We start from the raw sequence: 24572 nt of genomic DNA, 5'->3' as shown, positions 1-24572 counted from the left end.
AGGTCAGTTCCCCTCCACTTGAGCGGTATCTTCTTCCAACACTTCGCGTACATCATCTGCGTCAGGCGCTTCATCTTTTAAAAGCCATGCATCGGTCATGGCGCGCGCCAAATGCGCTGCATGGGTACTGCCGCCGCCCGCATTTTCAACGATAACCGACACGGCAATTTGGGGGGAATCAACCGGCGCAAACGCTACAAACAAGGCGTGATCTCTCAGGCGTTCCTCAAGCTCATCGGCGTTATAGCGCTGGTCCTGACCCAAGGAAAACACCTGAGCCGTTCCCGATTTGCCGCCCATTCGATACTCAAGGCCAACGCCAGTCCGCCGTGCAGTGCCTTCGCTACCGCTGAGCACTTTCTCCATACCGCTAAATACCCGGTCCCACCAGGCATCATTTTCCAGCTGAATATCGTCCAGCGTGTCGGGTAAATCTTCACGAAGTAGCGTATCGCCCACCTGGAGAGCTAAGCGGGGTTTTACCCAGTGGCCCCGGTTGGCAAGCGTTGCCGTTGCGCTTGCCAGCTGCAACGGCGTTACTTGCCAGTAACCTTGGCCAATACCTACTGACAAGGTTTCGCCGGGATACCACGGCTGGTTAAAACGCTCCCGTTTCCATTCGCGAGACGGCATCAGCCCAGTGCTTTCACCCTGAACATCGTAGGCGACTCGTCGCCCGAATCCGAACCCATTCATCCGTTCATGCAGATTATCGATACCTAAATCATGGGCCAATGTGTAGTAGTAAGTATTATTAGAGACTGCTAATGAACGCTCTAAATCCACACGACCGTGCCCCCAGCGCAACCAGTTCCGGTAACGTCGGGAGTCATTAGGCAGTTGATAATAGCCTGGGTCGCTAATCGTGCTGTCTGGGGTAATAACCCCCTCAGCCAGTCCCGCGAGGGCTAAAAAGGGTTTAATGGTCGAACCTGGTGGATAGTGGCCACGAATAGAGCGGTTAAAAAGAGGTAAATCCAGGTCGTTCTGCAAGCCGCGATAGGAGGCGACATCGATCCCGGTCACAAACTGGTTGCTGTCAAACCCAGGCGTCGACACCATGGCCAGAATCTCGCCCGTTGCAGGCGCAATAGCGACGATTGACCCACGCCGCCCATCCATTAATTCATAGGCAAGCGTTTGTAGAGACTTATCAATTGTCAGCGTTATGTTCTTCCCAGGCACAGGGTCGGTGCGACCCAGCTCTCTTAATACTCGCCCTCGGGCGTTGGTTTCGACTTTACGCAGGCCTGCTTCGCCATGAAGCTCCTCTTCATAGAAGCGTTCAATGCCGGTTTTACCAATAAAGTGGGTGCCGGCATAACGGCCGGCATCCAAATTTTGCAGCTCATCAACATTAATACGCCCTACATAGCCCAGCGTATGGGCCATAACGTTTGAATCGGGATAGTAACGTAGCAGTTGGGCTTCGACTTCAACGCCTGGCAGGCGGTGGCGGTTAATCGCGAGCCGAGCAATTTGGGCTTCACTCAGATCGCTCATTAAGAGCGCAGGTTGGAAAGGACGCTGTCGCTGGCGTGAACGTACGTTAAAGGCCTCGATATCTTCTTCTGGCAGTTCCAGCAATTCCACTAACAGGGCCAGCGTTGCATCAAGGTCATCAACACGCTCACGCACCAGCGTCAGGTTATAAGTAGGCCGGTTTTCAGCTAACAGCACACCATTTCGGTCATAAATCAAACCTCGATTAGGCGGCAGCGGCTCAACACGCACACGGTTTTTTTCTGACCGCGTGGTGTAAATTTCATGTTGAACAATTTGTAAGTAGCCTAAACGCCCTACCAGAAGACCGGTAAGCGTTATAACGACCAGAACGGCAAGAAGTGTTCTGACACGAAAAATGCGCAACTCTTGCTCAGAATTTTTTAGCGTGTCACGGCGCTGGGGCATGGCAACAGATGACTCTCAAATCAGACGATTGACGCAACACAGCCAACAAATACCACCACCTTTTGAGCCGTTAACGGTGGTAGGGGTGACCAACTAATAGCGTCCAGGCACGATAAAGCTGCTCGGCCAGCATGATACGAACTAACGGGTGCGGCAGCGTTAACGGTGACAATGACCACGCTTTATCGGCTATCGCAGAGAGGGAAGGTTCAAGACCATCAGGCCCACCGACCAGCAATACAATATCGCGGCCCTCCATACGCCAGCTATCCGCTTCCTGGGCCAGTTGTTCGGTTGTCCAGGGTTTGCCTTTTACTTCCAGCGCAACCAGATACTCATCACCCCGCAGTTTATCGCGAATGCGTTGAGCCTCTTGAGCACGCGCTTTGGCAATATCTGCATTTTTACCGCGCTGGCCAAGCGGGATTTCTTCTATTTCAAGGCTGAAATCCCGAGGGAGCCGTTTACGATAGGTTTCAATGCCCTCTTCAACCCAAGCAGGCATTTTCGTACCTACCGCCAACAGCCTTATTCTCATGACATCGTGGCTCGCTCTTCAAAAAGCGTGCGTGCCTCATCCGTCATGCTTGCATCGCTAGGCAGGTCTGCCCAGAGGCGTTCAAGGTCATAAAGTGTACGGGCTTCCGGCATCATGATATGAACAACAATGTCACCCAGGTCGACCAATACCCAATCCGCATTATCACCGCCTTCAACACCGCGCGGCGCAAGACCGGCTGCCTTGGCTTTTTCTACGACGTTTTGCGCAAGTGCCGCAACATGCCGGGTAGACGTACCACTAGCAATCAACATAAGGTCGGTAACCTCAGTTAAGCTGGAAACGTCCAGTTGAGTGATATCGCGTGCTTTAAGGTCTTCTAACGCATCAAGCGCTAGGCTTTTCAGTGTATCGATGTGCATGACTCCTGCAGATAACCTCGTATGGTGTTCTGGTATTCGGCTAGCAAAGCGGGCCATTGTAACGGCTTCTTGCGTGACTACCAGCGCTATTCAACGTCCTGGTAAAAGCCTTTATGTAAAATGGCCTCTTCAACCGCTTCCGGGAGCAAATACCGAACGCTTTTTCCCTCACGCAGCCGCTGACGAATATAGGTCGCTGAAATTGCCATCATCGAAGGGAGCGACAGCAGTAAAACGCCACCACTGGGGCGCTGCATCAGCGAGCCCACGCCTTCGACTTCACGTTGCCCTACCAGTTCCCTTAATTCATCAGACCAGGGTGTTTGATAGCCAGGCCTGGCCATCACTACCAAGTGAGCGAGGGAAAACAACGTGTCAACCTGCTGCCACTGAGGAAGGCGTAAAAAGGCATCAAACCCAATCACCATGACTAAACGTGCCTGTTCACCATATTCAGCCCTCAGTTCAGCAAGCGTATCAACGCTGTAGGATGGCCCTTCGCGGCGCAGCTCACGGTTATCCGCGTAAAGCCCGGGCGTAGTGCCAATCCCGGCTTGTAACAACGCCATTCGTTGCTCTGCCGACACTTGTGGTGCACCACGTAAAGGCGGTTTTGGCGCCGGTATCATATGCAACTGGTCAAGGCCCAATGCTTCTCGCACTTCCAAAGCGCTGCGCAAATGGCCATGGTGAATAGGGTCAAATGTCCCTCCCAGCATGCCTGCTTTTATGGGTACTGAATTCATATCGACCTACCACTCATAGCGCTGCAAAACTCATAGCGTACACGCCTTATTGGCGAACCTGACCATCGCCGAATACAACGTATTTACGCGTGGTAAGGCCTTCCAACCCCACCGGCCCTCGCGCATGCAGCTTATCGGTCGAAATGCCAATTTCAGCACCTAACCCATACTCGAACCCATCGGCAAAACGGGTTGAGGCATTCACAATCACAGAGCTTGAGTCCACCTCGGCCATAAAACGGCGCGCCAGAGAGTAGTCCTGGGTCACAATAGCGTCGGTATGGTGCGAGCCATAGCGCTCAATATGCGCAATCGCCTCTTCCACGCCATCCACTATTTTGATCGCTAATACCGGAGCAAGATATTCGGCGTACCAATCCTCCTCGGATGCCGCCAAGGCCTGAGGAAGCAGCGCTTGAGTGCGTTCACAGCCTCGTAGCTCAACCTCATGTCCTGCGTAAGCCCGCGCCAGCTCTGGCAACAGCAAATCAGCCACCGGCGCATCAACCAGAAGTGTTTCCATGGTATTGCAGGTGCCGTAACGGTGCGTTTTAGCATTGACCGCGATAGCCAAGGCTTTAGCTGGATCCGCCGTGGTATCAATATAGACGTGACAAACACCATCAAGGTGCTTGATAACGGGCACTTTAGCGTCACGCGAGATTCGCTCAATCAGCGATTTCCCACCACGCGGGATAATGACATCCACGTAATCAGGCATGCTGATCAAGGCGCCGACGGCGGCACGGTCGGTCGTCGCCACCACCTGAACGCAGTTAGCAGGCAGTCCCACATCCACCAGTCCTTGCGTAATGCATTCGCCAATGGTTTGATTGGACGCGCTCGCCTCTGACCCGCCGCGTAAAATGCAGGCATTGCCCGACTTTAAGCACAAACTGGCCGCTTCAAGCGTTACATTGGGGCGTGATTCGTAAATGATGCCAATGACCCCCAAAGGCACGCGCATTTTGCCTACCTGGATGCCGCTGGGACGGTAACTCATATCGTCTATCTCACCCACCGGATCAGGCAAGGCGGCCACTTGACGCAGCCCTTCAATCATCGCATCAAAACGGGCGTCATCAAGCGCCAAGCGGTCAAGTAACGCACTATCCAGACCATTTTCCTTACCGCGCTGCATATCCTGAGCGTTGGCGTCTAAAATACGCGCGCGAGCCGTCATCAGCTGCTGCGCTATTGACTCAAGGGCACGATTTTTGATGCCGGTATCGGCACGACGTAGCTCGCTTGCGGCTGAACGCGCTGCCTTTCCAAGCGCCTGCATGTATGCGGGAACATCACCGGCGGTGAGTTGCTGTTGAGCCTCATCTTGTAAGGGCGTTGAAACGCTCATGCTGTCTCCCTTTATCATCATGCACGCCGCCATCATTTTATCTGGTCAGGCGCGTCGTAATTGTGTCCAGTAGTAGGCAATATATTACGCTACTTAAACGTTATAATGAGCATTTTAAGTTTCACACTTGGTCCTGTCACCGCTGATTAGACGACGGGGAACGTACATGGAGTTCGTGAAGGTGAATAGTAAGCCACCATGCAAAGCAAATACAAAATTCACTTGCTTAGAGCCAATTTACTCGCCGCAGCGGCTGCACTAGCGTTCTGGACGTTGGGCGCACAGCCCATAGCCATCCTGCTGCTTTGGCTCTCCGTCAGCTGGCTTTGCATTACAGCGCTGCTTCTGGATTTTAGCCATCGTCACTCCAGAGGGCTGCCCTGGCAAGTGCTGCCGGGCTTATTACTGCTGGGGTTAATTGCCAGCGCACCAGAGCAGCATGATATGTTGATCTGGGCGTGGGCGGCCATATTCATGCTACCCCAGGCGCGCTGGATTCTTGTACTTAATGCCATGGCCGCACTACTTAGCGGCGCCTTAATAGCGCCACAATTGTCCTTTCCAGCTGGGGGGCTAATACTGCTGCTATTGGGCATACTGTGCTTACTGGCTGTTTCTAGCGCACGCCAATTGGTTGATATGAATGGGGCTATCGGCCAGCGTTTGCGGCTTATCCCAAAGGTTAATCTTTGGGCTGGCGAACAGTTGCTGCGCGATCTTCCTCGTGAGCAAACCCGTTCTGAGCGCGAGGCTATCTACGCAGAGCTATTTATATTGCAGGTTAAGCGGCGCCAGCTTTGGCCCACCGCAAAAAAGCTTTGTGAGCTAACCTACTCCTTTGAGAACACCTATCGTCTGAATAGCACAACGCTTGCCACCTTGATGCTTTCTCGCTCGCCACAAGAAGCCACACGCCGTCGCACGCAGCTCCAGGCTGCGCTCCCTGAAAATGTTGTGAGCCATCATGAGCCGCTAATGGATATTGAGCCCTCAACCTTAACGCTTGAACACCTCTGCAATACCCCCAAGACGCTGGGTTCCTCATGAACAGCTATCCATTTTCCAAGCGGCTAATGATCATCACTTACAGCACCAGCCTGGTAGTAATGATGGGGTACGCGTTATGGCTTTATAAAATGGGCAGCTATCGGAGCTTATGGGTACCCGCGTTTGTTACCCTGGTGCTATTAGCGGCCCTACTGATGCATTTAGGGCAGGGATTAAAGGGATACATATCTCAAATACTGCTGGTAGGCAGCACCTACCTCACGGTATTAAGTACGCTTTCTATCTCTAACGCATCAGCCATCTGGCTTGGCCTACCCATCACCTCTGCTTTTATACTCTTACCCCTTTGGCTTGCCTTGGTGCTGACGGGGGTGCTTGGCCCCCTTGTCTGGTTGTTTATCTCTCACCCGACACCTGAGCCACCCTTCTATCTCGGCTATGTTATTTTGCTTTTACTGCTGGCCCTCCCTCGATGGGAGCATGCTCGCCGCCGCGCATTACTACAGGCCACCGACCCCTATGATTGTCACTGTCGCGCCTACAACTACGAAACGCTAAAGGAGCGCTTAAACAACGAATTTCAGCGTGCTGCCATGCTTAACAAGCGCTTAGCGGTACTGGTCATTCACCTGCCACAGCTGGATATGGCCGAAGAGCAGTTCGGCTCTCGAGCTAAAATCGCGCTACTTGATACACTGTGTAGCGAAGTGATAGGTCGCTGCCGTGATCATGACATATTGGGGCGCGCTGGCGAGGCCACCTTCTGGCTGGTGCTGCCCGACACCAGCGAAAGCGGTGCGCTGCTGGTTCGTGAGCGGCTACAGCATGCACTTTCCCAGTGTGTATTGGTTGAAACCGGTCATCTTGAAGCCCGCATTGCAGCTTGTTTGCCTCATAAAGAGAGCTTCGAGCGCTATATACAACGCCTGCACGCCCGTGCTCATGCGCTGGCAAACGGATGACAGCGTATCGCCCTTCAAGGAGTCCCTCGTGTCTTTAGTCGAAACCTTTCAACAGCTCTCGCTCTCTCCTTTCATGCTTCTTCTGCTGATGCTGCTCATTTCGCTTGCAGAATCGTTAGCATTAGTGGGCCTGTTGGTGCCCGGCGTGGTGCTGATTACGGCAGTGGCCTCCCTGGCGGGGCATGAGTCTATCGGGATAGTGTGGTTAGTAATGGCCGCCTTTTTAGGCGCGGTGATCGGCGACGGCATTAGTTTCAGGCTTGGTTATCGCCACCATGCACAAATCACTCAACGCTGGCCACTTTCCCTACATCCAGAATGGCTAGGCAGAGGCTCCCGCTTTTTTGATCGTTATGGTCTTTACTCGGTCTTTATTGGCCGATTTGTTGGCCCGGTAAGACCCGTCATTCCGCTCATAGCGGGCATGATGCGGATGCCACCCCGTAATTTTTTATGGGCAAATATCACATCTGCCGCACTGTGGGCACCTGCCTATGTACTGCCAGGCTATTTGCTCGGACGAACATGGCAAGAACACCTTGATTTACCCCCGGGCATCGAAACAGCGTTGCTCATAATAGCCGCCAGCGTGGTGGTACTCGCGGTAGTGTTTTCCTGGGGGCGAGCACAGGTAGGCCGTCATGGGCGTCTCTACCTTGCTACCGCCCGTTTAGCACGTCGTATTCCGTTTATGCGCCGACCCTGGCTTGTCATGAGCCAATCTGGCGAAGTCCCTCTCGCTTCGCTGCTGCTATTTATTATTGCCTTAACCTGCCTTTCGGGTTGGACACTGCTGGTTGTGCATCACAATGGTCCATTGACGCTCGACCTCTATATCCAACGGCTCTTTAGCTGGCTTCAAAGCGACACCCTTATCGCTATTGGTGCCGTATTTGCCAAGATTGGCGACAAGCTGGGCATTGCTGTCCTGTTGCTGCCGTGGGCACTATGGATGATCTTTTATAGAAGATGGGATGCCTTGCTGCATTGGGGAGCGGCGGTGGGAGGCGTAGCGCTTCTTAACACGCTGGGTAAAGCCATTTTCGGGCGTGCTCGACCTGACACCCCCGATTACCTGACCGGCTCGCTCTCTTATCCGAGTGCCCATACGTCAACCTCGGTTGTCGTATTGGGCCTGGCCGCCGCGTTTATTGCCTCGGAGCTACCTCTCCAAAAACGTATCTGGATCTATTGGGTGGCGATTGCTTTGGCGGTGCCAATGGCACTGTCACGGCTCGTTATTGGCGTGCACTGGTTTAGTGACCTGGTCGGCGGCGCTCTGCTTGGGCTGATGATCTGTGCGCTGGTTCGTCTAAGCTGGCAGCGCTATCCTCGAAAGCCATTAACGCCCTGTCCTTGGCTGCTATTGGGGTCGGCCTCGCTGGTATTAATCAGCCTTCGCGTGGTTTTCTTTCCACCAGTGTAGGCGGCCTAGCCTAGCGCCAGCCATAATCCAACGCCCATCATTAACGTGCCGGCAATGCGGTTAAGTAAACGAACATTGCCGCTTTTTCCCAGCGTTTTACGCAGCGTTTTACCGCCGACGGCATACACCAACAAGCTGGCAAACTCGATCAACAAAATAACCACAATCAGCAGAACCAGCTGGCTACCCAGCGGGCGGCTGCTATCCAAAAAGGGGGGCAGCAGTACCATAAAAAATGCCCACCCCTTCGGGTTAGCCACAGCGGTGACAAACCCTTGCATGGCAAGTGTTAGCCGCCCGGCGGCAGGCCCCGCATTTAGTTCACTGGGTATCGCCATACGCCCACGAGAGCGCCACATCATAATGCCCAAATAGGCCAAATAAGCGCCGCCCACCCATTTGAACACCGTGAAGAGCTCAGGCTGACGGAGCATTAAGGCGGCTACCCCAGCGCCTGCTGCTGCGGCTACCAAGCCTACGCCAACCAGCTCTCCCATCATCATCCACAGTGTACGTTTTACGCCTTGGGTCATGCCCAGCACCATGGCAAGCGTCATGCACATACCCGGCGTGAGTGACACAAATAAAAACGTGGGTACAAATATAGAGAGCGTGGCCCAGTTCATTGCTTATCCTTAAACATATTATCGGCTTCATCCTCGCCCCAGCGAGGCATCAAGGTATGCTGAATGCCCAACTGATTAAGAATGCGTGCCACAATAAAATCAATGAGATCATCAATGGATTGCGGGCGGTGATAAAATCCGGGGGCGGCAGGTAAAATGACAACCCCCATGCGGCTTAGCCCCAGCATATGTTCCAAATGGATAGGCGAAAATGGACTCTCTCGGGGCACCAGCACTAGCGTTCGACGCTCTTTAATCGCGACATCGGCCGCCCGCTCAATCAGGTTGTTACTTGCCCCAGTGGCAATAGCCGAGAGCGTTCCCGTCGAGCATGGGCACACCACCATAGCCGAGGCCGCTCCAGACCCGGAGGCAACAGGCGCCATCCAGTCCTCTCGCCCAAAGCAGCGGATTTGGCCAGGCGCGGCGCCGCTACGCTCTCTCAATGCAGCAGCCAGCCGTTCTGGCTGCGCAGGCAGGCTAATGTCGGTTTCCGTGGCAATCACCATGTGTGACGCTTTGGAGATCATGACCCACACTTCATGGCCTGCCTCTACCAATACGTCTATCAGCCGCAGGCCATACTGCGCCCCAGAAGCGCCCGTTAATGCCACGGTGATCGGCTTTTTGAACAGGGAATCTGTACTCACGCGTTCAATTCCTTGGCCGTTAAGGCATTTAGTAGACGTTCATGTACGCCATCAAAGCCACCGTTGGACATCACCACAATCCGATCCAGCGGTTCGGCATGGCGAACAACCGCCTCTACCAGCGTTTCAATCTGCTGATAAAGATGAGCTTTAGCACCTTGCTCAGCTACCAGCGCCTCCATCGACCAATCAATACCGGCAGGTTGATACCAATACACCTGATCCGCATCAGCGATGCTGTCGTTGAGTCGATCGCGTAGCGCACCTAACCGCATGGTGTTGGAGCGTGGCTCAATGACCGCCAGCAAGCGCCCTTTGGTCGTTGTGGCACGCAAGCCTTGCAAGGTCGCCGCAATCGCAGTGGGGTGATGGGCAAAGTCGTCAATGACTTGAACGCCCCCCACTTCTCCACGCACTTCCTGGCGTCGGCGTGGCGTTTCGAAACGCGCTAGTGCTGCGCATGCCCGGGCTAAATCAACTCCGCACTCGTGGGCAGCCGCCAACGCTGCCAAGGCATTTCGCGCGTTGTGAACGCCACTTAACGACCACTCGACTACGCTATCCTCTTCGCCCTGGTCTGTGCGGTGAATCACCTGAAAACGGCTGGCATCAGGGCGCTCAAGGCAGAGCTGCCACGCACTTTGGGACTGCTCACCAAAGTGCTTAATGGGTGTCCAGGCTCCCATCGCTATGACGCGTTCTAGCGCTGGCTGTTCATCGGCTACCAACAGGCACCCTTGGCTGGGTACGGTGCGCATAAGGTGATGGAACTGGCGTTCAATAGCAGCTAAATCCGGAAAGATATCCGCATGATCAAACTCAAGATTATTAAGCACAGCAATATCGGGGCGATAGTGTACAAATTTGGAGCGTTTATCAAAAAAGGCCGTATCGTACTCATCTGCTTCAACAATAAAAGGCCCCTGAGGATCACCCAGCCGAGCGGAAACACCAAAGTTACGCGGCACACCGCCAATTAAAAAGCCTGGTACTTGGCCTGCGCTCTCCAATAGCCAGGCCAGTAAACTGGCGGTGGTGGTTTTACCATGGGTACCGGCGATAGCAATTACTCGCCGTCCTGGTAACACATGCTCAGCAAGCCATTGCGCTCCTGAGGTATACGGCAAACCGCTGTTAAGGAGCGCCTCTACTTCAGGATTTCCGCGTGACAGCGCATTCCCCACTACCACCAGGTCAATCGAAGCACCAAGGTGCTCTGCTCGATAACCTTCCATTAACGTAATGCCTGCTTCAGCAAGCTGAGTACTCATCGGAGGATAGACGTTTGCATCTGACCCGCTAACCTGATGGCCCTGCTCGCGCGCGAGTAGCGCAAGACTACCCATAAAGGTGCCGCAGATACCGATAATATGAAGATGCATGGTTTCTGTCCCTGAACAACGTAATAAACACAGCTTAAAATAGCTGAAAAGACTAGCATGCTCGGCTTGTTTACTCACCCAGAAGCAAGGGTTTAAGCACACGTGGTGGTTAGAAAATGCCCCAATATACGTATAGCGAGCGTAGCCAAGTGACAAATGCGTTCGATTATTGCAGGATGCGCGCACGCTTATTTAAAGCCTACCTGTTGGCGCGTCGCATCGCTGTTTACAATGACGTACTTTTTCTAAGAACGCTGACCCATGCCCCAGGGTTAGCGATGGAGTTTATTATGCGTGTATTAATTCGCTATTTTTTCCGTGGTGTTCGCTTGGTGCTGGCACCGGTCATGCTTATCAGTGAAAAACTCTCAACGCCTAACGCGATTGAGCGTGCCCCCGCCGATCAAGCGCGCGTCGACCAGGCTTGCCAACGCTTGGCCCTTTATCAATTCCGTACCTGCCCTTTCTGCATTAAGGTGCGTAAAGAAATTGCCCGCTTAGGACTAACCATTGAGCTGCGCGATGTTCAGCATGACCCCGCACATAAGCAGGACCTCCTTGAAGGCGGCGGCAAAACCAAAGTGCCTTGCTTAAAGATTCACCACGAAGATGGTCGCGAAGAGTGGCTGTATGAGTCTGATGATATTAATGCATGGCTGCATCAGCAATTTGGAGCTTAAAACTGTGCTTGTTAGAACCGTGCTCGATAGGCATTAACGTCAAACTGCACGTCAATGTCGATTCCCTCAGCCCGGCTGGGCGCGTCGTCCAGTGCAGTTTGCAACGCCAATACGCCTTCGACACGTCCAGCAATATGAATGTGGCTGCCTTGCTGCTCAAGCTGCGTCAACGTGACGGTAACACTGCCTCCTTCAGAGGTGTAAAGCGGCGGTACGGTGGTGCTACCGATCAGTTGTACTACGTGGGCATCGATAAGCTGGTTGTCTTCAACCGCCAGGCTAATAGACAACCCTTCGTAGGCGTCCCTTTGATCAGGCTCGACAAACCCTGTGATAGTGATTTGACGTTGATCACCAACCTCTACAAAAGAAGCATTGGAGTCACGGCCCTGGCTCAGCACAAACCACTCCCGCGGCTCGCCGTCCAGCATGCCTTCAATAGTGTCAGACTGTGCGGTTAATGGAAGCCAACCGATTAACACCAGAATGGTCCATTGATTCCATTTCATCATTTTCAGCCTGCCTTCCAGCGGGTCACTAATGGCTTTCGTGGGCTGATAACAAACGCCCGTTTATTTTCCATCTACGACTTTAGACTAGCTTGCACTCCACTATTCACTGCTACAAGCCCAATCATTCAATAGTTGAATAGGGTCTATCATTATTTCGATTGTATGACGTATTCAACACTCTCTATGTTAATAGGATAGCTTACAAGCTGACCGTGTCTGCTTTGCTGTCTCGCCAATAGCGTTTAGACGGTAATGTGAACAATAAAATTATCAATAATACGGGAACGATTATGGCGCTCAAAAAAAAGATACTGGCCACTATTATCGGTGCAACTGTTGCGGGTAGCGCAGTGCTCCCTTTAACAGCAAACGCTGAAACGTTGCGCATTGGCTACTCCGCTGATCCGGAAACGCTTGATATTCACGAACAACTTTCCGGCGGTATGCTGCGTTTCTCCCACTTGGCGTTTGATCCTCTCGTCCGCTGGACCAAGGACTTTCAGTTTGAGCCCCGCTTGGCAACTGAATGGGTACAAACAGACGATACGCATATGCGCATGACGCTTCGTGAAGGCGTCAAGTTTCATTCGGGTAACGAGCTGACGGCTGAAGACGTGGTATGGACGATTGAGCGCTTAAAAGAGAGCCCTGACTACCGCGCCATTTTTGAGCCCATTGCTACCGCCGAAGCGGTTGATGACTACACGGTGGAAATCACGACGACGACCCCCTATCCGCTGTTGCTCAACCTGGCGACCTACATTTTCCCCATGGATAGCCAGTTCTATACCGGTGAAACCGAAAATGGCGTCGATAAAGCGGAGATCGTAAAAGCAGGCAACTCGTTTGCTTCACGCAATGTTTCCGGTACCGGCCCGTTCGTTCTTATTGACCGTCGCCAAGGCGTGCGTGTCGATTTTGAGCGCTTTGAAGATTATTGGGATACTGAAAGCGAAGGCAATGTCTCAAGCATTGTACTGACGCCGATTGCGGAAAACGCCGCGCGCGTAGCAGCCTTGCTCTCAGGCGGCGTCGATTTTATTGACGCTGTGCCGCCGAATGATCTGGAGCGCGTTCGTGAAGCAAGTGACGTTGAGCTTTTCGAAGTACCGGGCACGCGTATTATCGGCTTCCAGCTTAACGAAGAACAGGTTGAAGCCTTCAAAGACGTGCGCGTTCGTCAAGCCGTTGATCTTGCCATCAACCAGGAAGGCATCGCTGATCGCTTAATGCGTGGCTTTGCGACACCTGCCGGGCAGTTTTCACCGGAAGGCTACTCCGGTTACAACCCGGATCTGGTACCGCGCTATGACCTGACCCGCGCTCAAGAGCTAATGGCGGAAGCGGGTTATGAAGATGGCTTTAGCGTTGACATGATTGCGCCCAACAATCGCTACGTCAACGACGCACAAATTGCCCAAGCGGTAGCGAACATGCTATCGCGTATCAATATCAACGTTAACCTGCGCACCATGCCGCTCGCCCAGTACTGGCCAGAGTATGATACCCGTCAATCGGATATCGCCATGCTTGGCTGGCATTCGGATACTGAAGATACTGCCAACTTCTTCCAGTACCTCACCTTCTGTATTGATGAAGAGAGCGGTGCGGGCCAATACAACTATGGCAATTACTGCAATGAAGAGATCGACGCGCTGGTCACTGAAGCCGACAGCGTAACCGATCTTGAGCGACGCAATGAAATGCTGCGTGAAGCAGAAGCCATGCTGTATGAAGATGTTGGTTTTATTACGCTGCATTGGCAGAACCTTGCGTATGCCGCTGCCGAAGGCGTTGAGATTGAACCTGTCGTTAACGCCATCGACTTCCCCTACTTGGGCGATCTCGTTATTAACCGCTAAGTTTGACTAACGGTTTTTAAATTGCCTGCACGGATGCTTCGCTCTCCAGCCAACTGGAGGGCGAAGCGCTTGTTGTGTCAAAACCCATTGCGAAATGTTTAACGGCACTGACCTCTACTTCCTTTGCTAAACACTATTACATAGGTGGCGTACGCCATGATTGCCTTTTTAATCAAGCGGCTGATGCACGCGGTATTGGTGATGTTCATCATCAGCGTGCTGGCCTTCGCCATCCAGGATAACCTGGGTGACCCGATACAGCAGATGGTTGGACAATCGGTCCCCGAAAGTGAACGAGAGGCCCTACGCGAGCGCTTGGGGCTTAATGATTCTTTCATGGTGCAGTATGTGCGCTTTGCCAAAAATGCCGTACAAGGCGATTTTGGCAACTCCTACTTCTACCGCGAGCCGGCACTCAGCGTTATTGCACGCCACCTGCCTGCAACGCTTGAGCTCGTCTTTGCGGCCACCTTAATTATCGTGGTTTTTTCGGCACCTATCGGGGTATACAGCGCCATTAAACCACGCTCGATTATCTCGCGGTTTTTTATGGGGGCATCGATTATCGGTATTTCGATTCCGGTGTTCTTAACCGCAATTGTATTAATTCAAATTTTTGCTATCGGCATTACCGTCTCAATTTTTCCCGAAGGGACCGCGTGGGGGGCCTGGTTAAACAGTGCGCTATCCACTCAAGGTAATATGCCCTCGTTTGGGCGCGGTTATGACTTGGTGCACGTGTTTGGCTATTGGGATACCAACCTGGCCACCTGGAGCGGTCTGCAACATCTAGTGCTACCCGCCATTTCACTCGCCTCTATCATGCTGCCGCTGTTTATTCGCTTGATCCGCGCTGAAATGATGGAAGTACTGCAGTCTGAATACGTCAAGTATGCCCGCGCCAAGGGTATTTCAATGCGCCGCGTCTATTTTGTCCACGCGCTTAAAAACACCATGCTACCGGTGATCACCGTAGGCGGTGTTCAAATCGGCACGATGGTGGCTTACACCATTCTGACCGAAACCGTGTTCCAGTGGCCGGGCATGGGCCTGATGTTTTTGGACGCGATCAATCGGGCTGATATCCCGCTAATCGTGGCCTATCTAATGATTGTCGGTGTCATTTTCGTGGTGACCAACACCATCGTGGATTTGATTTACGGCTTTGTGAACCCCACCGTAAAACTGACGGGTAAACCCGCATGACGATGACAACAAAGAGCGTGCCCAAGAGCAAATCGCCCAGCCTTTTCCAACGCTTTCGCGACTCCTATTTATGGTACAGCTTCAAGAGTGACCGCACGGCACAGCTCTGCCTTGCGGTATTTATCTGCCTGGTAGTGGCTGCCTTTGCCGCGCCTCTTATTGCGCCTACCGATCCCTACGATTTGCGTCAGATCGATATTATGGCCTCCGAATTGCCACCGTTCTGGGTCGACGAAGCGGATGAACGCTACTCACTGGGCACCGATGCCCAGGGCCGAGACCTTTGGTCGATTATTTTGTACGGTACGCGAGTATCGCTTTTAATCGGCTTTGGTGCGGTGATCTTGCAGGCACTTTTAGGCGTAACGTTTGGCCTAATGGCAGGCTATTTGGGCGGCCGTGTGGATGCCTTTTTTATGCGCCTGGCGGATATTCAGCTGTCGTTTTCCACCTTGATGGTAGCTATCGTGGTCGGTGCTGTGGTGAAGGCCACCTTGGGTAGCTCTTTTTATAGTCAATACGCAGTACTGATGCTGATACTGATTATTGGCTTGGCTGAGTGGCCACAATACGCCCGCACCGTGCGCGCTTCCGTACTTGCCGAGAAAAACAAGGAGTACGTAGACGCTGCCCGGGTGATGGGACTCCGCAGCAAACGGATCATGTTCCGCCATGTGTTGCCCAATACGTTATCGCCTATTTTCGTTATTTCTACCGTGCAAATTGCCAACGCCATTATTTCTGAAGCGGCGCTGTCGTTTTTAGGCCTGGGAATGCCCGAGACCCACCCATCGCTTGGTTCGTTAATCAAGGCAGGCTTTGACTACATTCAGTCAGGCTCTTGGTGGATCACGCTAATTCCCGGTGCGGTACTGGTAGTGCTGGTGCTGTCTATCAATCTATTGGGCGACTGGCTGCGCGATGTCATGAACCCACGACTCTATAAAGGCTGAGGGCACCATGGCATTACTTGAAGTTTCCCAATTGGATGTACGTTTTGGCCTGCGCCAAGGCGAAGTACGTGCACTGCGTGATGTTAGCTTTACGCTAGAGCGCGGTGAACGTTTAGGCATTGTAGGCGAGTCTGGTGCTGGCAAATCGGTTGCGGCGTTTTCGCTGCTTAATCTGATTGCCAAGCCCGGATTTATTGCCGGTGGCAGTATTACGTTTGAAGGACAAACGCTTAATACCATGTCGGAGCGCGGGCTGCGTAAAATACGTGGCAACCGAATTTCAATGATCTTCCAGGATCCAATGATGACGCTGAACCCGGTGTTATCGATTGGCGCTCAAATGGTGGAGTGTCTAAAAGCTCACCGACGGATTTCCTCTAAAGAGGCCCGCGCCATTGCACTGGATAAATTACGCCAGGTGCAAATTCCCTCACCGGAAAAGCGTCTGGAACAATACCCTCATGAACTTTCCGGCGGCATGCGGCAGCGCATTATTATTGCCATTGCGTTGCTGCTTGACCCGGACATCATTATTGCCGATGAGCCTACAACGGCGCTGGATGTCACCATTCAGGCAGAAATCATGGCGCTATTGCTGGATCTCTGCGAACAGCACAATGTCGGGCTTATTTTGATTACTCACGATCTTGGCGTCGTGAGTCAGGTCACTCAACGCATGCTGGTCATGTATGCCGGTCGCGTGATTGAGCAAGGACCCACGCGTGAGATCATTAATGACCCGCAGCATCCTTACACCCAAGGGCTGATTAATGCCCTGCCCCAGATGGCAACGCCTGGTGAAAGACTGAATCAGATCCGTGGCAGTATGCCTTCGCTTTCCAATCTCCCCAGCGGCTGCGCCTTTCACCCACGCTGCGACTTTATTAAGCGCGCCGATGGGCAAACCCGCCCCGCTTGTATTGAGCAAGTGCCCGGATTTGTACAAGCGGGCAACTGCCAGGTAGCTTGCCATATGGTGGCTGAACTGCTGGAAGATCGTCGTTTAAAGGAGGAAAGCCAATGAGTACGCAGGCAAGTGCGATGGCAGAGCATCACATCCCCGCTGAAAACGTCGAAGAAGCCCAAGTACTTCTGCAAATCCGCGATCTCAAAAAGCGGTTTTCGCTATCAGGCGATTTTCTTGACCAGTTGCGATTTAAAGGCGGCAAGCTCGTTCGTCACCAGGAACACGTACACGCTATTAATGGCGTAAACCTGGAGATAATGCGTGGCGAGGCACTCTGCGTCGTTGGCGAATCCGGCTGCGGTAAATCGACCGTTGCCCGTACAGTCATGGGGCTCATTACGCCATCTGAAGGCGAGATTCACTATGATGGTCAGCGCATTGACCATTTAAGCTCGCGCCATTTGCTGCCGTATCGCAAGCGCATGCAGATGATCTTCCAAAACCCTTACGCGTCGCTTAATCCGCGGATGACCATCCAGCAAACACTGGAAGAGCCACTGCGCTTGCACCACCCCGCATGGAACCGTCAGCAGATTGCCGATAAGGTCGAAGAAGTAATGAGCTCGGTGGGCATTGACCCAGACTGGGGTAAGCGTTTTGGTCATGAATTCTCCGGCGGCCAGCGTCAACGTATTGCCATTGCGCGAGCGCTGGCAGTGGACCCTGAGTTTATTGTTGCTGATGAGCCCATTTCAGCGCTGGATGTCTCTATTCAGGCACAGGTGCTGAACCTGTTGATGGAAGCCCAGCACGCGCGCAATTTGACCTACCTGTTTATCACCCATGACCTTGCGGTAGTGGAGCATTTTGGTACGCGGGTTGCCGTGATGTATCTGGGCACCGTGTGCGAAATAGCCACGACCTCGACTCTGTTCGCCAAACCTCGCCACCCCTACACCCAAGCACTCCTTTCATCTATTCCGCGCCTTGAAGATGACCGGCCGCAGCATATTCGCCTTAAAGGTGAGGTGCCAACGCCGGTTAACTTACCGAGCGGCTGTGTTTTTCATGGTCGCTGCCCGTATGCCAATGCGCGCTGCATTCAAGAAATCCCGCAATTAAAAATGCAGGATGACGGCACGCGTGTAGCCTGCCACGCTGTTGAGGAAGGCCGCCTATGAAGCGTAGGCATTTACTGGCCAGTCACGCCATCTCACTGCGAGGTAAAGCATGGAAATTCGCTGGCTAGAAGACTTTATTGCCCTGGCCAGGACTCGGCACTTTTCACGTGCCGCCGATGATCAAAACGTAACCCAGCCGACCTTCTCTAGACGGATTAAACTGTTGGAAGAAGAGATGGGTATTACGCTCATTAATCGCCAAACGCTACCGCTTTCGTTAACCCCCGCCGGTGAGGAGTTCCTCACCTTATGCGAACAGGTAACGGAGCGCGTTCGTTTAACGCGTGACCGATTGCGCGAGATTAATGCCGGTCAACAGCGGCGCATTATGGTGGCCGCCCCGCAAAGCCTGCTGGGGAATTTCCTGCCTGAATGGCTAGCGTCTACCGGCTGGCAGGACCATGTACAGCCCTACCTGCGCGCTACCGGGTGGATTGCTCACGACTATTTTCAAGCGTTAATGCGCGCAGAGTGCGACCTGGCTATCTGTTACTGGCCTGCCGGGCGTTGCGATCTGGATATCGATACAAGCGCTTGTACCTATCGGGTGATCGGCCATGAGCGGCTAATTCCCGTGACGGGGCTTGCTTCTCAAGGCGAGCCTTGTACCGTTTTACCAGGCACACGCCAGCAGCCCTCGCCTTGGCTTGCCTACCCCAAGCGAGGCCTGCTGGGCTCTGCAATAAAGGCACACCTGGCCAGATTACCTCAAAGCACCCACCTGGTGGCACAAAGTGAAAACCTGTGCGCGGCAGGTATAAAAGAGTTGGTATTGCTGGGATATGGAATGAGCTGGCTGCCAGAGCGCAGCGTTTCACATGAGCTCGCCCAAGGCACCCTTGTCAGAGCAGGCGATAGCCGCTGGGATGTGCCCATGGAGCTGCGCTTATACCGCCACCAGCATCAGCACCATGCAGAACTAGACAAACTCTGGAGCGAGCTCGCCCCGTCACGTAGTTAACAGGATAGATTTTTATGTCAACAACGCTTTTTAACCTGCAGCTTGATCATATCGCTCATTTACAGCATGCCTATGAGCAGGTGTTAGCAAAGTACGGCTTTGACAGTCTGGTGATTTATAGCGGCCACGCCAGCCATCATTTTGCTGATGATCATGCCGCCTCTTTCCAAACCTATGGCCATTTTATGCACTGGGTAGGCCTTGCGGACATTCAGCACAGCTGGCTAGTCATCCAACCCGGCAAAAAACCGCAGTTTTATCTGCATGCGCCCGCTGATTTTTGGCATCAGCCTACTCAGCTACCCGATGAGCCTTGGCTATCCGTCATTGATGTACATCAGTGTGCCCACACACGCGCACCTCATTTAGAGGGCCGCAGCGTCGTCATCGGCGATATAGCAAGCACGGCGCCCGATATTCAGCAGGCGCTGAACGCTGAAACAGCCCCTGATGAGGTTGTGCGAGCGCTTGATGAACTTCGCATGTTCAAAACACCTTACGAAGTTGCCTGTCTACGAGAAGCCAATCACCTTGCAATAGCAGGTCACAAGGCCGCCCAAGCCGCCTTTATTGGCGCTTCAGGGGAGCTCGATATTCAACTGGCCTACCTAGCGGCTAGCCGACAGCGCGAATCTAACGTTCCCTACCAGAATATTATTGGTTTGAATGGACATGCAGGCGTCCTGCACTACCAACATTACGACATAACACCCCCCAGCCAGCGTTACAGCTTGTTAGTAGATGCCGGGCGACGCTTTAGAGGTTACTGCGCAGATATCACCCGCACCCACGCAGGGCCTGATGCCCCCGCGATTTTTGAAGAACTGGTAACGGCACTACATCATCTAAAAGATGACATTATTAGTCGCATCGAACCGGATACCTCTTTTGTTGAGCTACACCAGCAAATGCACCAAGCCCTGGGAAGCGTTCTCGTTGCCCATGACATATTTAAAGGCACCGTCGAGCAAGCGGTAAGCGAAGGAGTCACTCGCGCCTTCTGCCCACACGGTTTAGGTCACTCCCTGGGACTTCAAGTGCATGACGTAGCCGGTTTACGTCACCCTGATGGCTCGGCGGCCCCCGCCCCCAGCGAACATCCCGCCCTGCGCTTAACGCGTATTTTGAAACCCGGCATGGTGGTAACCGTTGAGCCAGGACTCTACTTTATTCCAATGCTCCTAAACCCGTTGCGCGACACATCGCTTCCAGTTAACTGGACGCTGGTGGATCAGCTAATGTCCTGCGGCGGTATTCGTATCGAGGATAACGTAGTGGTCACTGAAAGCGGTTACGATAATTTGACCCCATAAGGCCCGTAACAGAACCTCTTGTTAAGCCGTAAAAAAACACCCGGCGCAAGGCCGGGTGTTAGATGATATTTTAAAGCTGGCTTATGCCTTAGAAACGGAACGTCACGCCACCGCCGATGGTGACCGGGTCCATATCGACTTTACCGATATGCTCGCCATCACGTTTGATCTCGCCATCCACATCCGCATAGCTTACGTAGCCATTCAGTAACACGTTCTGGGTGACTGCTAAATCCACACCGGCTTGGCCGATAGCGCCATAGCTTCTGCGTACGTCAATATTGTCAGGACCACCCGAGAAGCGTGTGTAGTTAAGACCTGCGCCAACGTACGGCTGAACACGTGAATCCAGCCCCCCCATGGGGTAGTAATTTACTAATAGATTTACGGGTAAGCGGTCAATGCTTCCCAGGTCTTGTGATGCCGCATTGAGCTGATGTTCAAATTTTTCAGAACTATTAAGCTCAACACCCACTTTATCAGTAAATAGATAACCAGCGCCGAACGTAAAGCCTGTCTCGCTTTGAACGTTCAGTGACTCTCCATTGATATTACCGTTGCCTGATCCTGTATCGGTTTGAGCGACGCCACCACGAACAAATGCATCGCCAGCGTTGTACGCTAAGGCAACCTGGCTTGCCAGTGCTAAGCCAGCAGTTACCACAGCGGCTGAAATTAATTTCATATTGCTCATTAGGTTCACCCTCTATGCATTTTAGCTTGGGATTGGTGTCGACCAACCGGCTTACCTATACAATATATACCAATCGAACAGTGTTTCCAAATTTCTTGTGACATTCTTGTTATATGTTGAAAATGTTAACTCTTTTCTTCAAACATAAAAAAAAGCCCCCCGAAGGGGACCCAAGAGGAGCACGCCAGCTCACACGGTGTATCGCAAAACGGTCATTACCGTGGCGATGTAGTAAAGAAGGAAGAGCATCCAATGTGGCTAGTGATGCTGTTCATTTGCTTCTTATTTACGATATAGCCAACTGCGTGCCAACATCCTAAAAATCATTAAAATACAAAAATATACACAAAGCGCCTGCACTCAACTCGCCTACCTCAATATCTCATGCGAAGAAAGTGCACCAACCCTGTCCGTGCTTAGGTAGTTTTGCCCCCTAAAGGTACCGTGTGTGCAAAAAGGTACTGTGTGTATCCATTGGGTCTTGGTGTTTCTATTTAACGCCATCGGAATCGGCTGTTGGCCCCGACACCTACCCTCACGTACACTTGTTTGAATACGTTTTCGACCCGTCGAGGCACTCTTCATGGCGTTTGACTCTACTTCTTCCTACATTGCCACTGATGCACTAAAGCAAGCGGTTAACGCGGCGATTGTTCTTGAACGGCCGTTGCTGATTAAGGGCGAGCCTGGCACCGGTAAAACCCTGCTCGCGGAAGAGCTGGCCGAGTCATTGGGCACTCAGCTAATTACCTGGCATATAAAATCCAGTACCAAGGCAGCCCAAGGGCTTTATGAGTACGATGCGGTTAGCCGGCTGCGCGATTCTCAGCTAGGTGTCGAAGGCGTGGAGAACGTGGCCAACTACATAAAGCCCGGCAAGCTGTGGGAAGCCTTTACGGCCGATGAACGTGTCGTGCTTTTGATCGACGAGATAGATAAGGCCGATATCGAGTTTCCGAACGACTTGCTCCAGGAACTGGATCGCATGGAGTTCCACGTTTACGAGACCGGTGAAACGATCCGAGCCGATCAACGCCCCATTATTATCATCACGTCCAATAATGAAAAAGAGCTACCCGATGCATTTCTGCGCCGCTGCTTTTTTCATTACATTGAATTTCCCGACCGAGCCACTCTGCAGGCGATAGTGGATGTGCACTTTCCGGATATTGCACCGCGGCTGGTCGGCGAAGCGCTGAACGTATTTTTCGAACTACGTGATGCGCCCGGCCTTAAGAAGAAACCTTCAACCTCTGAACTGGTTGATTGGCTTAAGCTGCTAATGGCGGATGAAATTTCCCAGGAAGCGCTCTACAACCGCGACCCAGCCAAGGCGCTGCCGCCCATGGCCGGCGCACTGGTTAAAAACGAGCAGGATACGCAGCTGCTTGAACGCCTAGCGTTTATGTTACGCCGTCAGAAAGGCACAGGTCGTTAAGCCATGTTTATTGGTCTGTTCGAAACCTTAAAGCGTGCAGGCGTGCCTGTTTCGCTGCGTGAGTTATTGGACCTGCACGCGGTGGTTGAACGTGGCGTCGTATTCGCCGATATGGAAGCATTTTACCAAGTCGCTCGCATGGTAATGGTAAAAGACGAACGCCACTTTGACCGCTTTGACCGTGCCTTTGCTGCCTGGTTTAAAGGCCTTGAAGACATGGACGCCGCCATTGAGGCGTTGATTCCCGATGACTGGCTGCGCCGAGAATTTGAAAAGCAGCTGTCGGATGAAGAGAAAGCCAACATTGAATCGCTAGGCGGTCTGGAAGCGCTGATCGACACCTTTAAAAAACGCCTGGAAGAGCAAAAAGAGCGCCACGCAGGCGGTAACAAGTGGATTGGCACAGGCGGCACTAGCCCATTTGGCGCCTATGGCTATAACCCTGAAGGCATTCGCATCGGCCAGGAAGGCTCACGCCATCGCCGCGCAACAAAGGTCTGGGATGAACGGCGCTTTCGCGACTATGACGATTCGCTGGAGCTGGGTACCCGCAATATCAAAATGGCGCTGCGCCGATTACGCAAGTTCGCCCGCCAGGGTGCTGTGGAAGAGTTCGATGTCGACAGTACCATTCGAGAAACAGCGCGCGATGGGGGCTTACTAAACGTTCAGATGCGCCCTGAGCGCCACAACGCCGTTAAGGTGCTGCTGTTTCTGGATGTAGGCGGCTCCATGGATGATCACATTCGTGTTTGTGAGGAGCTGTTTTCGGCTGCCCGCTCCGAATTCAAGCATCTTGAACACTACTACTTTCATAACTGTTTATACGAAGGGGTCTGGCGACATAATTCAAGACGCGGCAGCGAGCGCATCCCCACCATGGACGTGCTCCACACTTACGGCGCGGATTATCAGGTAGTCATCGTGGGCGATGCGGCCATGTCACCTTATGAGATTACTCACCGAGGTGGCAGTGTCGAGCATTTTAATGAAGAGCCCGGCGGCACATGGCTGAAACGCGTCTGCGAGACCTTTCCCCACTTGGCATGGCTTAACCCCATGCCACCTCGCGCTTGGGAGTACACGTATTCCACACAGTTGATTCGTGAAATTATTGAAGACCGCATGTACCCCATGACACTGGAAGGGCTGGAAAGCGCCATGCGCGAGCTGGCCAAAAAGTAGCCTCGGCCAGCTCACAGGATAAGCATGCTCAGAGCGTTGCGGGAAACTGGTTCAAGCCGTTTAGAAAGTCCTGTTTGGCGCTTTCAAATGCTTTTGGGTCGTGCTTAAAGCGTCGTAAAATTAGCGCCTCATCCAACGCAACGGTCGCGGCCAGCTCGCCTGCATTACTGGCCGGATGGCGGCCGCTTAAGCCAATGCGTTTGCTGTCAACGCCATCAAACCAGCGCTTGATACCGCTCGCCTGATAAACCGCCTCCTGCTCCGCATTATCCACCTCAACGCGCAGCGGCGCTTTAAGCGCCAATTCGCTGATAAGCCGCTGCTTGGCGCCTTGCTCAAACTCGCAGGCGTGAGTAATCGTCATGCCTTCGCCCGCCTCATCCAATACCAACAGCGCCAGCGCCAACGGCTTACCAGCGCCATCAACACCCGCCACCAAACGGGCTATTTCTTGGGTAAACAGCACCTTGCGCGTACCGGCAAACACCACCAGCGGGGTTAATCCTGCCTGCTGACCATAAACGCTAGCGCACAGTTGCGCTAAACAGGCATCTCGCTGCCCCGCTTCTTTAATCTGAACTACCTTCATGACGCTCTCTTTAAGCTGTTGCTAACCGTATTAGCTACGTTAATGCATGTAAACTGATCGGGATACGAATAGTCACGCAATTGAGCACTTTTGCTGCCCGCTGGA

At 52.9% G+C, this 24572-nt stretch carries 24 protein-coding genes; 13 read left to right on the top strand and 11 right to left on the bottom strand.

Going from position 1 to position 24572, the window contains the following annotated elements; all coding sequences use genetic code 11:
- Positions 1-3: 3 nt before the first annotated feature.
- From mrdA to ACT3T7_RS09955, 5 genes are all read right to left on the bottom strand, one after another.
- On the bottom strand, positions 4-1911 hold the full coding sequence (gene mrdA / locus ACT3T7_RS09975) for a penicillin-binding protein 2 (RefSeq protein ID WP_444630940.1): 1908 nt from the start codon (positions 1909-1911) through the stop codon (positions 4-6).
- Between the two features lie 70 nt (positions 1912-1981).
- Positions 1982-2449 (bottom strand): 23S rRNA (pseudouridine(1915)-N(3))-methyltransferase RlmH, encoded by a 468-nt coding sequence (gene rlmH / locus ACT3T7_RS09970; protein ID WP_193053137.1) that lies wholly within the window; start codon positions 2447-2449, stop codon positions 1982-1984.
- Positions 2446-2832: a ribosome silencing factor gene (gene rsfS, locus ACT3T7_RS09965; RefSeq protein ID WP_172118365.1), complete on the bottom strand. Its 387-nt coding sequence runs from the start codon at positions 2830-2832 to the stop codon at positions 2446-2448. Before rsfS ends, rlmH begins: the two co-directional genes overlap by 4 nt.
- 86 nt (positions 2833-2918) lie before the next feature.
- Positions 2919-3578: a nicotinate-nucleotide adenylyltransferase gene (gene nadD / locus ACT3T7_RS09960; RefSeq protein WP_444630939.1), complete on the bottom strand. Its 660-nt coding sequence runs from the start codon at positions 3576-3578 to the stop codon at positions 2919-2921.
- 46 nt (positions 3579-3624) lie between these two features.
- Entirely contained in the window at positions 3625-4932 is a 1308-nt protein-coding gene (locus tag ACT3T7_RS09955; RefSeq protein ID WP_193053140.1) for a glutamate-5-semialdehyde dehydrogenase, read from the bottom strand.
- Positions 4933-5130: 198 nt separating this feature from the next.
- Between ACT3T7_RS09955 and ACT3T7_RS09950 the strand changes: the two genes are divergently transcribed.
- From ACT3T7_RS09950 to ACT3T7_RS09940, 3 genes are read left to right on the top strand one after another with little or no spacing between them, the layout of a single operon-like run.
- Positions 5131-5979, top strand: coding sequence for a hypothetical protein (locus tag ACT3T7_RS09950; protein ID WP_444630938.1), 849 nt, complete (start codon positions 5131-5133; stop codon positions 5977-5979).
- Positions 5976-6902, top strand: a complete 927-nt coding sequence (locus ACT3T7_RS09945) for a diguanylate cyclase domain-containing protein (protein ID WP_444630937.1) — start codon at positions 5976-5978, stop codon at positions 6900-6902. Before ACT3T7_RS09950 ends, ACT3T7_RS09945 begins: the two co-directional genes overlap by 4 nt.
- A gap of 28 nt (positions 6903-6930) precedes the next feature.
- A complete protein-coding gene (locus ACT3T7_RS09940; RefSeq protein ID WP_444630936.1) occupies positions 6931-8328 on the top strand; it encodes a bifunctional DedA family/phosphatase PAP2 family protein in 1398 nt (465 codons plus the stop codon).
- A 5-nt stretch (positions 8329-8333) separates the two neighbouring features.
- On the opposite strand, the gene ACT3T7_RS09935 is transcribed toward ACT3T7_RS09940, so the two are convergent.
- Genes ACT3T7_RS09935 through mpl form a run of 3 tightly spaced genes read right to left on the bottom strand, consistent with a single transcriptional unit; the run spans position 8334 to position 10986 of the window.
- Positions 8334-8954 (bottom strand): LysE family translocator, encoded by a 621-nt coding sequence (locus tag ACT3T7_RS09935; protein ID WP_172118359.1) that lies wholly within the window; start codon positions 8952-8954, stop codon positions 8334-8336.
- Positions 8951-9604, bottom strand: a complete 654-nt coding sequence (locus ACT3T7_RS09930) for a flavin prenyltransferase UbiX (protein ID WP_444630935.1) — start codon at positions 9602-9604, stop codon at positions 8951-8953. The genes ACT3T7_RS09935 and ACT3T7_RS09930 overlap by 4 nt, the downstream gene beginning before the upstream one ends.
- Complete coding sequence (gene mpl / locus ACT3T7_RS09925) at positions 9601-10986, bottom strand: UDP-N-acetylmuramate:L-alanyl-gamma-D-glutamyl-meso-diaminopimelate ligase (protein WP_444630934.1); 1386 nt, start codon at positions 10984-10986, stop codon at positions 9601-9603. Before mpl ends, ACT3T7_RS09930 begins: the two co-directional genes overlap by 4 nt.
- Positions 10987-11276: 290 nt before the next feature.
- Here mpl and ACT3T7_RS09920 point away from each other — a divergent pair, with 290 nt between their 5' ends.
- A complete protein-coding gene (locus ACT3T7_RS09920) occupies positions 11277-11666 on the top strand; it encodes a glutaredoxin family protein (protein WP_193053180.1) in 390 nt (129 codons plus the stop codon).
- Positions 11667-11677: 11 nt separating this feature from the next.
- Here ACT3T7_RS09920 and ACT3T7_RS09915 read toward each other — a convergent pair whose 3' ends face one another.
- Entirely contained in the window at positions 11678-12178 is a 501-nt protein-coding gene (locus ACT3T7_RS09915; RefSeq protein WP_444630933.1) for a hypothetical protein, read from the bottom strand.
- A 290-nt stretch (positions 12179-12468) separates the two neighbouring features.
- Between ACT3T7_RS09915 and ACT3T7_RS09910 the strand changes: the two genes are divergently transcribed.
- From ACT3T7_RS09910 to pepQ, 7 genes are all read left to right on the top strand, one after another.
- Positions 12469-14040, top strand: a complete 1572-nt coding sequence (locus tag ACT3T7_RS09910; protein ID WP_444630932.1) for an ABC transporter substrate-binding protein — start codon at positions 12469-12471, stop codon at positions 14038-14040.
- A 156-nt stretch (positions 14041-14196) separates the two neighbouring features.
- On the top strand, positions 14197-15246 hold the full coding sequence (locus ACT3T7_RS09905; protein ID WP_172118203.1) for an ABC transporter permease: 1050 nt from the start codon (positions 14197-14199) through the stop codon (positions 15244-15246).
- On the top strand, positions 15243-16199 hold the full coding sequence (locus ACT3T7_RS09900) for an ABC transporter permease (protein WP_444630931.1): 957 nt from the start codon (positions 15243-15245) through the stop codon (positions 16197-16199). The genes ACT3T7_RS09905 and ACT3T7_RS09900 overlap by 4 nt, the downstream gene beginning before the upstream one ends.
- Before the next feature lie 7 nt (positions 16200-16206).
- A complete protein-coding gene (locus tag ACT3T7_RS09895) occupies positions 16207-17223 on the top strand; it encodes an ABC transporter ATP-binding protein (protein WP_172118205.1) in 1017 nt (338 codons plus the stop codon).
- Between the two features lie 17 nt (positions 17224-17240).
- On the top strand, positions 17241-18287 hold the full coding sequence (locus ACT3T7_RS09890; protein WP_444630979.1) for an ABC transporter ATP-binding protein: 1047 nt from the start codon (positions 17241-17243) through the stop codon (positions 18285-18287).
- A 49-nt stretch (positions 18288-18336) separates the two neighbouring features.
- On the top strand, positions 18337-19248 hold the full coding sequence (locus ACT3T7_RS09885; RefSeq protein ID WP_444630930.1) for a LysR family transcriptional regulator: 912 nt from the start codon (positions 18337-18339) through the stop codon (positions 19246-19248).
- 14 nt (positions 19249-19262) lie between these two features.
- On the top strand, positions 19263-20561 hold the full coding sequence (gene pepQ / locus ACT3T7_RS09880) for a Xaa-Pro dipeptidase (protein ID WP_444630929.1): 1299 nt from the start codon (positions 19263-19265) through the stop codon (positions 20559-20561).
- Positions 20562-20649: 88 nt separating this feature from the next.
- Here pepQ and ACT3T7_RS09875 read toward each other — a convergent pair whose 3' ends face one another.
- Positions 20650-21255, bottom strand: coding sequence for an OmpW/AlkL family protein (locus ACT3T7_RS09875; RefSeq protein ID WP_193053148.1), 606 nt, complete (start codon positions 21253-21255; stop codon positions 20650-20652).
- A 583-nt stretch (positions 21256-21838) separates the two neighbouring features.
- Here ACT3T7_RS09875 and ACT3T7_RS09870 point away from each other — a divergent pair.
- Both ACT3T7_RS09870 and ACT3T7_RS09865 read left to right on the top strand, forming a co-directional pair.
- Positions 21839-22693 (top strand): AAA family ATPase, encoded by an 855-nt coding sequence (locus ACT3T7_RS09870; protein ID WP_444630928.1) that lies wholly within the window; start codon positions 21839-21841, stop codon positions 22691-22693.
- Positions 22694-22696: 3 nt separating this feature from the next.
- On the top strand, positions 22697-23878 hold the full coding sequence (locus ACT3T7_RS09865; protein WP_444630927.1) for a vWA domain-containing protein: 1182 nt from the start codon (positions 22697-22699) through the stop codon (positions 23876-23878).
- Positions 23879-23906: 28 nt separating this feature from the next.
- Here ACT3T7_RS09865 and ACT3T7_RS09860 read toward each other — a convergent pair whose 3' ends face one another.
- Positions 23907-24467 carry a hypothetical protein gene (locus tag ACT3T7_RS09860; RefSeq protein ID WP_441679840.1) on the bottom strand — a complete coding sequence of 187 codons (561 nt, stop codon included), beginning with the start codon at positions 24465-24467 and terminating at the stop codon, positions 23907-23909.
- Positions 24468-24572 lie beyond the last annotated feature (105 nt).

Source organism: Halomonas sp. 111, from assembly GCF_052379685.1.
GTDB classification, from domain to species: Bacteria; Pseudomonadota; Gammaproteobacteria; order Pseudomonadales; family Halomonadaceae; genus Vreelandella; species Vreelandella citrativorans.
This window is presented reverse-complemented; position numbering and strand designations above follow the sequence as displayed.